Origin of the sequence: Myroides oncorhynchi (assembly GCF_020905415.1) — a bacterium.
Taxonomy (GTDB): Bacteria; Bacteroidota; Bacteroidia; order Flavobacteriales; family Flavobacteriaceae; genus Flavobacterium; species Flavobacterium oncorhynchi_A.
In genome coordinates this window covers 857507-871808 of record NZ_JAJJMP010000001.1, presented here as the reverse complement: position 1 = coordinate 871808, position 14302 = coordinate 857507, and the positions used below count along the sequence as shown (strand labels likewise).

Genomic DNA, 14302 nt, shown 5'->3' with positions numbered 1-14302 from the left:
ATTACTTGTTTGCTTGTTGAATGTATTTCTCTAAAGCCATAGTCATAGATGGTGTGCCAGGTGCTGGAGCCATAATGTCTACTCTTAAGTTATGATCTAAAGCTTCTTTTTGAGTTGTAGTACCGAATACAGCTATTCTTGTATTATCTTGGCTAAAATCAGGAAAATTTTTGAATAAAGATTTAATACCAGTAGGACTAAAGAAAGCTAATACATCATATTTTACATCTGCTAAATCAGATAAATCACTCATAACAGTACGATAAAAGGTTCCTGGAGTCCAGTTTACTTTCAATTCGTTTAAAGTAGTTGGAACATCATGATTCAATTGATCAGAAGCAGGTAGTAAGAATATTTCATCTTTGTATTTTTTAATCAAAGGAGCTAATTCTGCAAAGTCTTTTTGACCTACATAGATTTTTCTTTTGCGATATACTACGTATTTCTGAAGATAATAAGCTACAGCTTCAGATTGACAGAAATACTTTAGTGTTTCTGGTACTTTGTATCTCATTTCTTCAGCTACCCTAAAGAAGTGATCTACTGAATTTTTACTGGTTAAAATAATAGCCGTAAAATTGTTTAGATCAATTTTTTGGTGTCTTACCTCTTTGGCTGGAACACCTTCTACGTGGATGAAGGGTCTAAAGTCAATTTTTACTTTGAATTTTTGCTCTAATTCAAAGTAAGGTGAGTTTTCTACTTTAGGCTCTGGTTGAGAAACCAAAATTGTTTTCACTTTCATAATTGTACTTTTCTTATAATGCTCCGTAATCTTTGAACCAGAAATATAATAATAGATAAGGAGCTATTTCAAGGGTGCAAAGATACAAAATAAAATAGAACACTTTATTTAATATTGATTTTTGGTTGTTTTTTATAAAAATGATATATAATAGGACATTTGTTGTAATTACTGTAATTAATAATGCGCCAATTATGATTTTGTTAGTTATATCGTTGTAGAAAAGTAATACATCTACAGCCAATAATATCATTCCTATATAATTTCGGTATGTTGCTTTTTGAAGGTTTAATGCATCTGAAAACTCATCTATTCCAAAGGTTGTTGAGATGATTTTATCAATTAAGTACTTCCCGATGATAAATGTACCAACGAAGTTTAAAATCATTAGAAACGATCCAAAACTATAAAAAGGTATAATGTCAAAGGATTTTAATACTATCTGCACAAAGAAAGTAAGGGAAAATAGTTGAACCAGTAAGAAAGAAAGAGTAAAACTATTTCGTAGGTTAGTATTGTCTTTGTAAATTTTCAAATACTTATTAGATACAATAAGCTTTGTAAATTCATAAAATCGAACGCCAAAAATTGTTCTATTGATTGCAATAATAGAGAAACCTATAAAGAAAAGGATTGTCGCCCAGTCTTTACTTGGTATTACGCGATCGATAAGTATTAGGTTCTCCATAATATTCGCAAAATTACTAAAAAAATCATTCGAAGGGACTTTGTATTTTATTTAAGTGCTAACTTTATAGAAAAAGGTTACTTTTGTGACAAACGTTTTAAGAATGGAATCAGGATTAGTCATTATACCAACGTATAATGAGATTGAAAATATAGAATTAATAGTTGATGCTGTGATGGAGTTGCCTGAGCAATTTCATATTTTAGTTGTTGACGATAATTCTCCTGATGGTACTGCTGATACAGTGCAATTACTTCAAGAAAGATATCCAACTAGATTGTTTTTAGAAAAGAGGGAAGGTAAGAATGGATTAGGAACAGCTTATGTACATGGATTTAAATGGGCGCTAGCTCGTGAGTATAACTATGTTTTTGAAATGGATGCAGACTTCTCACATAATCCGACAGATTTACCTAAGTTATTAAAAGCTTGTAAAGCGAATCAAGGACTTGTAATCGGGTCTAGGTATGTAACGGGTGTAAATGTTGTCAATTGGCCTCTAAATAGGGTTTTGTTATCTTATGGCGCCTCTAAGTATGTTAGATTGATTACAGGGATGAATATTAAAGATACTACTGCTGGATTTGTTTGTTTTTCACGTCAAGTTTTAGAAAGCTTTAATTTTGATAAAGTGCGCTTTGTGGGTTATGCTTTTCAAATAGAAATGAAATATCGTACTTATGTTAAAGGATTTCCTATCACAGAAGTTCCTATTATATTTACAGATAGAACTAGAGGTGAGTCTAAGATGTCCAGTGGGATTATCAAAGAAGCTGTATTTGGCGTTATAAATCTACGTATACGTAAACTACTAAACACACTATAATGACACACTATTTAATTAAAAACGGAAAAGTTGTAAACGAAGGAGTTACTGTTGTAGCAGATGTCTTAATCGAAAACGGCTTTATTACTAAAGTTGCAGAGTCTATTGAAGTAGCTGAAGGTGTTGCGATTATCAATGCTGAGGGGAAATATGTCATACCTGGGATGATTGATGACCAAGTTCACTTTAGAGAACCTGGTTTGACGCATAAGGGAGATATAGAATCAGAATCTAGAGCAGCTGTAGCTGGCGGGATTACCTCATTTATTGAACAACCTAATACAGTGCCTAATGCTGTGACGCAAGAAATTTTAGAGGAGAAATATCAGATAGCTTCTACTAAGTCATTTGCTAATTACTCATTTATGATGGGGGGAACAAATGATAATTTAGAAGAGTTGCTAAAGACAAACCCACGTAATGTAGCTGGTATCAAATTATTTTTAGGTTCTTCTACAGGAAATATGTTGGTAGATAGACAGGATGTTTTAGAAGAGATATTTTCTAATACATCAATGCTTATTGCTGTACATGCTGAAGATGAGGGAACTATTCAGGCTAATTTGGCAAAGTATAAAGAAGAGTATGGTGATGATATTCCTGTAAAATATCACCCTATAATACGCAGTGAAGAAGCGTGTTATTTATCTTCGTCTAAGGCCATTGAACTTGCTAAAAAAACAGGTGCTAGACTTCATGTATTTCACGTATCTACGGCGAAAGAGACAGAATTGTTTAGAAATGATATCCCTTTAAAGGATAAAAAGATTACTGCAGAGGTATGTGTGCACCACTTGTGGTTTAGTGATAAAGATTACGATACTAAAGGTAATTTTATCAAGTGGAACCCTGCTGTCAAGACAGAAGTAGATAGAGATGGATTATGGAAAGCACTATTAGATGATAGAATTGATGTTATCGCAACTGATCATGCTCCTCACACTTTAGAAGAGAAATCTAAATCATATACATCAGCTCCTTCTGGTGGACCTTTAGTACAGCATGCTTTGGTTTCTTTGTTTGAAGCGTCTAAGCAAGGCAAGATAAGTATTGAGAAAATTGTGGAGAAAACGGCACATAACCCTGCTATATTATTCCAGGTGGAGAAACGCGGTTATGTAAGAGAAGGTTATCATGCGGATATTGTTATTGTTGATGTTGATAGTACTTGGGAGGTGACTAAAGAGAATGTGTTGTATAAATGTGGTTGGTCTCCTTTCGAGGGACAACAGTTTAGTTCAAAAATTACTCATACATTTGTCAATGGATTCCTTGCTTATGAAAATGGAAAAGTGAATGAAAACCATCAAGGACAACGATTATTGTTTGTGAGATAAATCTAGTAATAAATGAATAAATTCTTAGTAATGTTAAGTATGCTTACTCTTATGTCTTGTAAAAGTGACTTAAGTAAGCCTTCGCCTTTTATAGAACAACAAAAAATGGAAAATATCTTATATGATTTTGCTTTGTTGTATTCTATAGAAAGTGTTAGTGCATATAGTCGAGAGGAAGATTCTATTCGAAAAATAGATATTAACTCACTTTATAAGAAATATGATATAGATAGTTTGACTTTTGTAACTAATAATAGGTACTATGTTGAACTAGAAGATGGTGTATATAATCAAATGCAGAATAATATTCTCGTTAGATTAGAAGCAGCTAAAGTCATTGCAGATTCTTTATACTCTAAGTTAGAGGCTAATAAAGAGAATGATACACTGAATAAAACTAGTCTTGATGATATTGAGCAATTGAAATTAGAAAAGATTGATAGTGTTCAAACTGGAAAGAAATAGTATTCTTTACTTTTGAACAATCATAAATATAACTTGAATGAGAAGCTTGTGCGATTGATCGTGTAAAGCTTCTTTTTTTTCTAGTAACGAGAGATACTATATAGTCGAATTTCCAAGCTAGTATACTAGAAGTTTTACTAACTTTTAGGCTAAGATGTTTTTTACCAACTAGATCAGCTATAAAGTTAATTAGTTCTTGATATGTGATATTGTCAGATACAAGAGTAAAACGCTCATTTTTAGTAGGACTATTCATGAGTTGATGCATTGCCTTAACGACATCATTTGCACTAACAATGCTAGCTATGCCTGTTGTGTAAAAAGGGAAGTCTTTTTTTACTTTTTGAAAGAAAGCACCACTACCTTCATATCCGAATCCACGTCCGAATACAATACCAGGATTGACGATGACTACATCTAGACCTTCTTGAGTGCCTCGCCATACTTCCATTTCAGCACCATATTTAGTGATTGCATAATCTCCATGATATAATTCGGGATTCCAATCTGTTGTTTCAGTAATTATTTTGTCTTTATTTATTGTTTCTCCTAAGGCTGCTATAGAGCTTACATAACCTAGTTTTTTAATCTTAAAGGCAATACATAAATTGACGATATTAGCAGTACCTTCAATGTTTGTTTTGCGAAGTAACATCTCATCTTTAGGTTCAAATGAGACTAGTGCAGCACAGTGATATACATAATCAATGTCTTTAAACGCAAGTTCTAATGCAGGAACATCTATTAGATCTGCTTTTACCCATTCTATTTTTAGGAATAAATGAGGTTGATTGTTTAAAATGAAGAAAGCTTTGGTCTTTTTGATGCTGTTTTCATTTCTATAGATAGCTCGTACCGCATCTTCTGATTGTAGAAGATGTAATAATAAATGTGCGCCTATAAGGCCTGTTCCTCCTGTTACTAGTATCATACGCTTAGACAAAAGTAAGTTATATGTTTTACATAGTGAAAAATTATGAAATAAAGTTGAAATCTAACGCCTCTATTATTAGTTCTTGAAGGATAAATGTAGAAAACGAATAAAAATGCAGTGTTTGAGATTTTTTATTCCACAAGCTAAGGTTTTGGGCTATCTTTGTGTAAAATTTATTTAAATGAAGAATTTTATTGAAGAAGTGACTTGGAGAGGTATGCTCCACGACGTAATGCCAGGCACTGAAGAACATCTGTTGGAGCAAATGCGTGCTGCGTATGTGGGAATAGACCCAACAGCGGATTCATTGCATATTGGACATTTAGTAAGTGTTATGTTATTGAGACATTTTCAATTAGCAGGACATAAACCGTATGCTCTTGTAGGAGGTGCTACTGGTATGGTGGGTGACCCTTCAGGTAAATCTAATGAGAGAAACTTATTAGATGAAGAGGCTTTACGTCATAATCAAAACGCAATCAAAGAACAATTAAGTCGTTTCTTGGATTTTAATTCAGGAGCAGATAACGCTGCTGTATTAGTGAATAACTATGACTGGATGAAGGACTTCTCATTTTTAGAGTTTATTCGTACAGTAGGAAAACACATCACTGTTAACTATATGATGGCGAAAGATTCTGTAAAGAAACGTCTTAATGGAGAGTTTGCTGATGGAATGTCGTTTACAGAATTTTGTTATCAATTAATGCAAGGATATGACTTCTTGCACCTATATAAAGAAAACAACATCACTTTACAAATGGGTGGTTCTGATCAATGGGGTAATATTACTACAGGGACAGAGCTTATTCGTAGAACAATAAGTGAGAAAGCATACGCATTGACTTGTCCATTAATCACTAAAGCCGATGGTACTAAATTCGGTAAATCAGAAGGTGGTAATATATGGTTATCTGCTGAGTATACTTCTCCTTACAAATTCTACCAATACTGGGTAAATGTAACGGATGTGGATGCAGAGCGCTATATCAAAATCTTTACATTCATTTCGAGAGAGGATATTGAAGCATTAATCAAAGAGCATGCTGAAGCACCACACTTACGTGTATTACAACGTCGTTTAGCTGATGAAGTAACAGTAATGGTTCACGGTCAAGAGCAGTTAGATAATGCTATTAAAGCATCTAATATCTTATTTAGTAACTCATCTGCTGAAGATTTAAAACAACTAGATGAGAAGACTTTCTTAGAAGTATTTGACGGAGTACCACAAGCAGAAGTATCAAAAGCTGATATTGAAGCTGGTTTAGGTATCGTAGATGCTATCGCAGGTAAGTCTAGCTTCATGCCATCTAATGGAGAGGCTCGTCGTTCATTACAAGCTAACTCTATTTCTGTAAATAAAAAAAAGGTTACAGAGGAGTATGTAGTAACATCTAATGATTTGATCAATGGTCAATTCGTACTATTACAAAAAGGAAAGAAAAACTACTTCGTATTACACGTAAAATAAGAATACTTTCTCTTCATAATACTAAAGGGTTCTCAGTAATGAGAGCCCTTTTTTTTTGACGTATTTAATATGTGTGACCCGTCCTGAAAAACTGTACAGTTTTTTCAGGACGGGTCAGCTTGTATTGCAGGTGTGTAAATTGGGTTTTTTACTGATATAATTATGTAATTATTATTTACAATACTATGATAGCTGTACTTTTTTTCTAGTTAGATTTTGATATTTTATGTTAGATAGGTTAAGGGGCACTTAAAATATACCATATACATGGTATTTCAGGAGAGGTGTTGTTGTAATAAATTTGTATCACTAAAGCAGAGGAATTTATATCTAAATCTGTTGTGTATAATTATTGTTTGTTTTGTAAAGAAATATTCACATTAGACATTACCTCTGCTTTCTTTTTTACTGAGAAGAGAAATATATAAACCCAATATTATGCAATCAATTGAACAAAAGCAAGAATTAAAAACTTGCGTTTTTAGATTTACTGATTCGATTTCTTATAGCACAGATTCTTTGATGTGCATGTGCTGCTGTATGTAGTATTTATCTCGCTAGACCATGTGTTGACGTCTAGTAATACAATTTATTTTCAATTTATAAATAGGGTAAGGATTATAGTCTTTAGCCTACAGTTAGTCTTATGCAAAAAATATTTACAATTTTATTTGTGTTTGTCAGTATTGTAAGTGTACAAGCGCAAAGTAAATTAGTAACAGGAACTGTTACTGATGTTAGTGGCACATTGCCAGGAGTTAGTGTTTTAATCCAGGGAAGTGATGAAGGTACAATGACTGATCTTGATGGAAAATATTCTATTAATATACAGGAAGGTCAAGTGTTAGTGTTTTCCTTCATAGGATATAAATCACAAAATATTGCCTTTAAAGGGCAAAGCCTAATTAATGTCGCTCTTAAAGATGAGAGTAGTGAATTAGGAGAAGTGTTAATAACGGTGCCTTATGGTACTGCTAATAAGAAGACATATACTGGGTCAGTAGGATTGGTGCAGGCTAAAGATATCGAAAAAGCCCAAGTAAGTGATGTGTCTAAAGCTTTAGAAGGAACAGTAGCGGGACTTCAGTCTTTCTCTGCAAGTGGACAGCCAGGATCTAATGCTACGATTAGAATACGTGGTATAGGGTCTATGAATGCAGATAGCGATCCTTTGTTTGTAGTAGATGGTGTACCTTTTGAGGGTGGGTTAAATTCTATTTCACCTACTGATATTGAATCGATTTCAGTATTAAAAGATGCTACAGCAGCAACATTATATGGATCTCGTGCTGCTAATGGAGTGATAATGATTACTACTAAGCAAGGTGGACGAGATACCAAACCACAGATAGAGATTAATGCAAAATATGGATTATCAGATCGTGCACGTAGTGATTATAAACAGTTAAGTACTAATCAATATATGGAGTTGCAGTGGGAAGCCTTGAGAAATGGTCAAATGGATGCTGCAAAAATGAATGCAGAACAAGCGGCTATCTATGCTACGAATAATCTAATAGGAGCTATAGGGATTAATCCTTATGGAACTGGTAATCCATTTCCTGTAGGTACAGATGGTAAGTTGTTACCAGGATTGACGCCATTATGGAATGATGATTGGAATGATGCATTAAGTCAAAATGCTAGATTTACTGATGTTAATCTACGAGTTAGTGGAGGTGGAAAAACTGCTAGATACTATGTTTCAGGAGGATATTTAAATGATCAAGGATATGTGTTAGAATCAGGTTTTAAACGTTTTAATATGCGTTCAAATATCGTGATAGATGCTAAGGAGTGGTTAGAAGTAGGAATGAACGTCTCTGCGTCCCATTCTATTCAAGACTACCCTAAACAGGATGATAGTGCTATTAATAATGTAATTGGTTTTGCTAGAGGGGTACCTTCTTTTTATCCTATTTACCAACGTGATTTAGCCACAGGAGAGTACTTAAGAGATTCGAATACTGGAGGTTTGCTATATGATTATGGTAATTATAGAACGACATCTTATAGAAACTACAATTTAGTAGAAACTCTTCCATTAGATAAGAGTGAGATTAAGAAAGATGTAGCAAGTATTAGAACATACGGACAGGTTAAGTTTTTGGATAATTTAAAACTTAAGACTTCTTTAAGTGTTGATTATAATAGTATAAATGACCATAGTGTGGCTAATCCTGATAAAGGTGCTTCCGCTAATTATGGTGGAAGTATTTCTCGTAGAAATACGCGTACGGTTAATATGACATTTAATAATGTTTTAAATTACAATATTGATTTGGATGATAAGAACTCTTTGGCTGCAATGGTAGGGCAAGAGTATTATCAGTATGATTCTAACTATTTTGGAGGAGCTAGAGAGCAAATTGCAATGATGGGGTTTGAAGAACCTGATGCTGCATCTCGATTGATAGATTTTTATGGAAAGGCTGACAAGTATAGCATGTTGAGTTTCTTTGGAAGTTTAAATTATTCATACGATAAAAAATATTATTTATCAGGATCTTATAGAGCGGATGGATCATCTCGTTTTAAATCTGGTAATAAATGGGGAGGTTTCTGGTCATTTGGTGCTTCATGGAGAATTATAGATGAAGACTTTATGAGTGCATTTAAAGATACTTGGCTAAACAACTTATTATTAAAAGCAAGTTACGGTGCTCAAGGAAATGACAAGGTTGGGTATTATGCTTATCAAGGATTATATGCCATACGTAATAACTTAGGAGAATCTGGATTAGTTAGCTCTAGAATGGAAACGCCTAACTTATCTTGGGAAACTAACTTAAACTTAAATATTGGATTGGATTTTGGTCTTTTTAACAATCGTTTGAGTGGTACAGTAGAGTTCTTCGAAAGAAGATCAAAAGATTTATTATTTAGTCAACAGTTAGCCCCATCAATAGGGTTTTCAAATAAAGATGTAAATATTGGAGGAATTAAAAACTATGGATGGGAATTTACATTAGAAGGTATTCCTATTCAAACAGAAGATTGGAAATGGCGTGTAGGATTAAACTTGACTACGTATAAAAATAAGATAACATCATTACCTAGTTCTGAAATCAATAAAGGAAATCAGATATGGAAAGTAGGTGGGTCTATTTATGATTTCTACTTACCAGAGTGGGCTGGTGTAAATCCAGTGAACGGTAATCCGCAGTGGTACATCCAGAATGAAGATGGTAGTCGTACAGTGACCGAGAATTATAGCAATGTAAGTGGTAATAAAAATAAAGTCTATAAAGGGACTTCTCTTCCTGATGTATCTGGAGGTTTTTCAACAGAGTTGACATATAAGTCATGGCAAGTATCTGCAAACTTTACTTACAATATAGGAGGGAAGATTTATAACTCAGATAAGACTGGATTATATAGACAGGCTGGTAATGGTAGTACATGGAGCGCAGATATGATAGGAAGATGGACACCAGAGAATCCTAATACAGATATAGCTAGATTAAGTACTAATCCTGGTAATAGCTGGACAAATACTTCTGATCGTTTCTTAGTAGATCGTTCATATTTAAAGTTAAAGAATCTGACAGTAGCTTATAACTTACCACAAGAATGGTTGAGAAAAATAAATCTAGCTTCTGCTTCAGTTTATTTTCAAGCAGAGAATTTATTTACATGGACAAAAGAACAAGGGTTTGATCCAGAGCAAACCTTCAACGGGACTACTTATTATAGATACCCAGCGATGAAGACGTTGTCTTTAGGATTAAATATTAAATTATAAAGAATTAAGTAATCATGAAAAAAACAATTTTTAAATATATAGCGTTTAGTGTTCTATTTTCTATTGGAATGACTTCTTGTTCTTTAGATACAGACCCTACAAATGCAGTGTCTAATGAGAATGTTTTTACTACAGTAGAGGGTAATGACAAGGTCTTGATTGGTACATGGGCTAATCTTATGGATTCTTATAGTACTTATGCTAATCCTGGATATGGGGCATTTTTAAGAACAAACGATGCCATGGGGAATGATGTAGTGGTGAATAATATGTATGGATTTAGTAGCCATTATGCCTTCACAGCTCTTTATAATCGTGGTGGAACGAATGCGTTTAGTTGGAATCTTACGTATAAAACTATTGATAATGCAAATAATGTAATAGATAAAGTATTTGCCTCGGAAGGTAGTGTGAATGAAAAACAACGAGTACGAGGTCAAGCGTTAGCTTTGAGAGGGTTTATGTATTTACACTTAGCATCTAGTTATGCATTAGCTATAGATGTAAATCCTAATGCTCTAGTAGGACCTATTTATTTGACTGCAACTACACCTAGTACAGTTCCTGCATCAGCAGCTACGGTTACAGAAGTGTATAAACAAGCAATTTCAGATTTAGAAGAAGCATTATCTTTAATACCTGAGACTTATAAGAGAAATCTTAAGTATAAGCTTGACAAGACTGTAGTACAAGGGTTGTTGGCACGTGCTTATTTGTATACTCAGAATTGGGAAAAAGCTAATTTTTATGCAGAGGCAGTGTTGAACAAGTATGGTCAATTGATGTCTGAAGATGATTATAAGAGTGGTTTTAACGACTCTAGTAATGTAGAGTGGATATGGGGACATCAACAGACATCAGAACAAAGTGGGGCTTCTTATCAATTTAACTATTTAGATGTAACATCAAAAGAGAGTTATTATTTCAGTTTTAATACTGATCCTTATTTTAAAGAATTATTTGATGAAGGGGATTATAGAAAAAGTATGATTTACTGGGCTCCAGATCCCTCTAATACTTCTCCAAAGACGAGAGATGTCGCTTATATGCGTTATGCTAAGTTTAAGTTTAAAGCTGGTCGTATAGCAGATATCGTTTTAATGCGTTCATCAGAGATGTATCTTATAAGTGCAGAAGCTAAAGCTAGATTAGGACAAGCTGATGCTATTAATACTTTGAATGTTTTAAAAATAGCAAGAGGTGCTAAAGAAGTGAATGGATTAAGTGGACAAGCTCTTCTTGATGAAATCTGGATAGAGAGAAGAAAAGAATTGTTTGGTGAAGGATTTTCACGAGTGGATATTGTGCGTAACAAGTTGGCTGTAGAAAGAAAGCTATACCCTCAAGATAAGTTAGTTCCTTATACTTATGAAGTAATGGATAGCCAAGGTAAGGTAAGTCAAGTAACAGTTGAATTATTACCACAAGGACATAGAATAATTAGTTTCTCAGACAAGTCTTCTTTTGTTCCTAATAGTGTGAATTACTTATTTAGAATTCCAGAAGTAGAAGAGATCGAAAATGGGAACCTTTATAAATAAGGAAAAAATAAAGAATTAGTTAGCGTTTATTTACATAAAAGGTTGCTCTTAATTTTATAGTTAAGAGTGACCTTTTTTAATATATGGTCAGTTTGCGTTATATTAATACTAGAAAAGTTGTGTATTTTTGTAACAGAATATTAATAAGGTTATCTATTCTAATAATAGATAAATGAAGGAGTTAACTTAAGGGAATAAGGATGTTAAATATAGGGATTGTAGAAAGTCAAGAGATTACCCGTTATGCTTTACAAGGGCTTATTAAAGAGGTTTGCGTAGGCGAAGTGAGTATTATTGAGATTGATGATTTAATGGGCTTAAAGAGTTATCTACTGAGGAATCCTAATGCGGTTATTATTGTAGACCCGTTCAGTAAATGTCTAGAGAAGCAAACAGAGTTGTTACTCTTACTGCGAGAGCAAAGTGAGAAGTCACAATGGTTATTATTCTTTAGTGAGTTAAATGAGCTATGGCTAAAACAGTTTTTGTCTAATCGAATCTCTGCTTTTAATATTGTCTTCCAAAATGATAAATTAGAACATATCAAGGAAGGTATTTTTAAAACCATTTCTAAGGAAGCTTATCTTGCACCTTGGATAATGAAGAAGCTGGATGAACATCAAGATAGTATTCTGAAAGTGGGGCAAGTGTTAACCAATGCTGAGCGTGAGATATTAAAAGAGATAGCTTCAGGTAAGATGACTAAAGAAATAGCTGCAGATCGTAGCATTAGTAGTCATACTGTAATCACACATCGAAAGAATATTTTTAAGAAGCTTGGGGTGAGTAATGTTTACGATGCTACTCGCTATGCTATAAGAGCAGGTATTATTACTGTCAATGAATATTACATCTAGTGATTGTGAAATTAAAAATAAGGCTTTGAGTGGTGCCATTTTTAGATGCTAGTGGAGTTGTAGCGGATTTAGTGCCGATTGTCTTGTATATACTGGGGTTTGAGCAAGTATACTGCACGGATACTTCTCTGGATAGGCAAGGAAATAGTTGGAGAATTAGATAATAACATAAAGGAAAACTTTAGTATAGATACAAAAAAAACTGCCTAATCAGGGCAGTTTTTTATATTATATAAAGTTTTGATTTTTGAACATCTCCACATTGATTTCTTCAATGTAATCTAGTACCTCGTCTCTTCCTATCTTACCTTCAGCAGATGTGATAAAGCAAGGTGGCATTTCCTCCCAATTATCAGCTAACATCTTTTTTCTATAGTCAGCGATTAGCCCATTGACTTTTTGTTTACCTACTTTATCCGCTTTAGTAAAGATGATAGAGAATGGAACTTCTGTTTCACCTAAGTATTGCATAAATTCTAAGTCAATCTTCTGAGCTTCGTGTCTTATATCTACAAGTACAAAGGCACTTACTAGTTGTTCTCTTTTCTCAAAGTAGTCAGTAATAAACTTTTGGAATACAGCTTTCGTTTTCTTTGATACTTTAGCATATCCATATCCTGGTAAATCGACTAAGTACCAATTAGAATTAATCTTAAAGTGGTTTATTAGTTGTGTTTTACCTGGTCTAGAAGAAGTCTTTGCTAAGTTCTTTTGGTTAGTAAGCATATTGATTAAAGAAGACTTACCTACATTAGATCTACCGATGAATGCGTATTCAGGGATAGGTTCATTAGGACACAACTTAGCGTCAGAGTTACTAACAATAAATTCAGCTGTATTTATTTTCATTTTATTTGATATTTCTTTTAATAAACCAATCGTTTAATAATACATTAAACTGATCAGGGTGTTCCATCATAGCAGCATGTCCACATTCTTCGATCCAGTAAAGGTCAGAATCAGGTAGTAATTCATGAAATTCTATAGCAACTTCAGGTGGAGTTACTTTGTCATTTCTACCCCATATTAAACAAGTTGGGACTTGTATTTTAGGTAAGTCTTTAGACATGTTATGTCTAATAGCGCTTTTTGCGATAGTAATAGTTTTTATAACTTTCATACGATCGTTAACAGTAGCGAATACTTCATCAACAAGTTCTTTTGTAGCTATTTCAGGATGATAAAAAACATCTTCTGCTTTTTTCTTGATATATTCATAGTCACCTCTTTTAGGATAACTATCCCCCATAGCACTTTCATACAGACCAGAGCTTCCTGTCAAAATCATAGCATGAAGGTATTCTGGATATAATTTAGAAAAATATAGCGCAATGTGTCCACCAAGTGAATTACCTAGCAGAATAACTTTTTTATATCCTCTTTTGTCTATAAAATCTTTTACAAATTTAGCGAAAGCCTTTACATTAGTTTTTAAAATACTGTTAGTGTAAAGCGGAAGTTCTGGAAGAACTACTTTGTAACCTTCTTTTGGGAAAAAGTTCGTAACACCATCAAAATTGCTCAGACCTCCCATTAATCCGTGTAGGATGACAATTGGTGTTCCTTCACCAATTTCAACAAAACGGAATTTACCATCTTCTTTTAAAGTTCGCTCCATGTAGTTTCTAAATGCGATTTTTAAATTCCCACAAATATACGGTTTTATATAGTAAAAAATTTTAAATGAGGG

The 14302-nt window shown here is 33.5% G+C and carries 12 protein-coding genes; 7 read left to right on the top strand and 5 right to left on the bottom strand.

The features are described from left to right. Position 1 precedes the first annotated feature (1 nt). Together LNQ81_RS03840 and LNQ81_RS03835 are read right to left on the bottom strand one after the other, a co-directional pair. The gene (locus tag LNQ81_RS03840; protein ID WP_229944855.1) at positions 2–745 is read right to left on the bottom strand and encodes a uroporphyrinogen-III synthase; all 744 of its coding nucleotides are present in this window, start codon (positions 743–745) and stop codon (positions 2–4) included. Positions 746–758: 13 nt separating this feature from the next. Next, the gene (locus tag LNQ81_RS03835) at positions 759–1433 is read right to left on the bottom strand and encodes a DUF4271 domain-containing protein (RefSeq protein WP_229944854.1); all 675 of its coding nucleotides are present in this window, start codon (positions 1431–1433) and stop codon (positions 759–761) included. Positions 1434–1536: 103 nt separating this feature from the next. On the opposite strand from LNQ81_RS03835, the gene LNQ81_RS03830 reads away from it, so the two are divergent. Genes LNQ81_RS03830 through LNQ81_RS03820 form a run of 3 tightly spaced genes read left to right on the top strand, consistent with a single transcriptional unit; the run spans position 1537 to position 4061 of the window. After that, complete coding sequence (locus tag LNQ81_RS03830) at positions 1537–2259, top strand: polyprenol monophosphomannose synthase (RefSeq protein ID WP_229944853.1); 723 nt, start codon at positions 1537–1539, stop codon at positions 2257–2259. Beyond that, entirely contained in the window at positions 2259–3596 is a 1338-nt protein-coding gene (locus LNQ81_RS03825; protein WP_229944852.1) for a dihydroorotase, read from the top strand. Before LNQ81_RS03830 ends, LNQ81_RS03825 begins: the two co-directional genes overlap by 1 nt. Before the next feature lie 12 nt (positions 3597–3608). Then, positions 3609–4061, top strand: coding sequence for a DUF4296 domain-containing protein (locus tag LNQ81_RS03820; protein ID WP_229944851.1), 453 nt, complete (start codon positions 3609–3611; stop codon positions 4059–4061). On the opposite strand, the gene LNQ81_RS03815 is transcribed toward LNQ81_RS03820, so the two are convergent. Beyond that, positions 3994–4992, bottom strand: a complete 999-nt coding sequence (locus LNQ81_RS03815; protein WP_229944850.1) for an NAD-dependent epimerase/dehydratase family protein — start codon at positions 4990–4992, stop codon at positions 3994–3996. The genes LNQ81_RS03820 and LNQ81_RS03815 overlap by 68 nt on opposite strands. Before the next feature lie 184 nt (positions 4993–5176). Between LNQ81_RS03815 and tyrS the strand changes: the two genes are divergently transcribed. The 4 genes from tyrS (at position 5177) to LNQ81_RS03795 (ending at position 12612) form a co-directional block, all read left to right on the top strand. Beyond that, the gene (gene tyrS, locus LNQ81_RS03810; protein ID WP_229944849.1) at positions 5177–6469 is read left to right on the top strand and encodes a tyrosine--tRNA ligase; all 1293 of its coding nucleotides are present in this window, start codon (positions 5177–5179) and stop codon (positions 6467–6469) included. A 646-nt stretch (positions 6470–7115) separates the two neighbouring features. After that, positions 7116–10214, top strand: coding sequence for a SusC/RagA family TonB-linked outer membrane protein (locus LNQ81_RS03805; RefSeq protein WP_229944848.1), 3099 nt, complete (start codon positions 7116–7118; stop codon positions 10212–10214). A gap of 14 nt (positions 10215–10228) precedes the next feature. Next, positions 10229–11755: a RagB/SusD family nutrient uptake outer membrane protein gene (locus LNQ81_RS03800; protein ID WP_229944847.1), complete on the top strand. Its 1527-nt coding sequence runs from the start codon at positions 10229–10231 to the stop codon at positions 11753–11755. A gap of 200 nt (positions 11756–11955) precedes the next feature. Further along, complete coding sequence (locus LNQ81_RS03795) at positions 11956–12612, top strand: response regulator transcription factor (RefSeq protein WP_229944846.1); 657 nt, start codon at positions 11956–11958, stop codon at positions 12610–12612. A gap of 228 nt (positions 12613–12840) precedes the next feature. Here the strand turns inward: LNQ81_RS03795 and yihA are convergent, their stop codons facing one another. Further along, on the bottom strand, positions 12841–13461 hold the full coding sequence (gene yihA / locus LNQ81_RS03790; RefSeq protein WP_229944845.1) for a ribosome biogenesis GTP-binding protein YihA/YsxC: 621 nt from the start codon (positions 13459–13461) through the stop codon (positions 12841–12843). A 1-nt stretch (position 13462) separates the two neighbouring features. Beyond that, the gene (locus tag LNQ81_RS03785; protein ID WP_229944844.1) at positions 13463–14230 is read right to left on the bottom strand and encodes an alpha/beta fold hydrolase; all 768 of its coding nucleotides are present in this window, start codon (positions 14228–14230) and stop codon (positions 13463–13465) included. Positions 14231–14302: the final 72 nt, after the last annotated feature.

Excerpts from the sequence above, each read along its gene's own strand:
- LNQ81_RS03840 (WP_229944855.1), bottom strand. The coding sequence starts at position 745 with ATGAAAGTGAAAACAATTTTGGTTTCTCAACCAGAGCCTAAAGTAGAA.
- LNQ81_RS03835 (WP_229944854.1), bottom strand. The coding sequence starts at position 1,433 with ATGGAGAACCTAATACTTATCGATCGCGTAATACCAAGTAAAGACTGG.
- LNQ81_RS03830 (WP_229944853.1), top strand. The coding sequence starts at position 1,537 with ATGGAATCAGGATTAGTCATTATACCAACGTATAATGAGATTGAAAAT.
- LNQ81_RS03825 (WP_229944852.1), top strand. The coding sequence starts at position 2,259 with ATGACACACTATTTAATTAAAAACGGAAAAGTTGTAAACGAAGGAGTT.
- LNQ81_RS03820 (WP_229944851.1), top strand. The coding sequence starts at position 3,609 with ATGAATAAATTCTTAGTAATGTTAAGTATGCTTACTCTTATGTCTTGT.
- LNQ81_RS03815 (WP_229944850.1), bottom strand. The coding sequence starts at position 4,992 with ATGATACTAGTAACAGGAGGAACAGGCCTTATAGGCGCACATTTATTA.
- tyrS (WP_229944849.1), top strand. The coding sequence starts at position 5,177 with ATGAAGAATTTTATTGAAGAAGTGACTTGGAGAGGTATGCTCCACGAC.
- LNQ81_RS03805 (WP_229944848.1), top strand. The coding sequence starts at position 7,116 with ATGCAAAAAATATTTACAATTTTATTTGTGTTTGTCAGTATTGTAAGT.
- LNQ81_RS03800 (WP_229944847.1), top strand. The coding sequence starts at position 10,229 with ATGAAAAAAACAATTTTTAAATATATAGCGTTTAGTGTTCTATTTTCT.
- LNQ81_RS03795 (WP_229944846.1), top strand. The coding sequence starts at position 11,956 with ATGTTAAATATAGGGATTGTAGAAAGTCAAGAGATTACCCGTTATGCT.
- yihA (WP_229944845.1), bottom strand. The coding sequence starts at position 13,461 with ATGAAAATAAATACAGCTGAATTTATTGTTAGTAACTCTGACGCTAAG.
- LNQ81_RS03785 (WP_229944844.1), bottom strand. The coding sequence starts at position 14,230 with ATGGAGCGAACTTTAAAAGAAGATGGTAAATTCCGTTTTGTTGAAATT.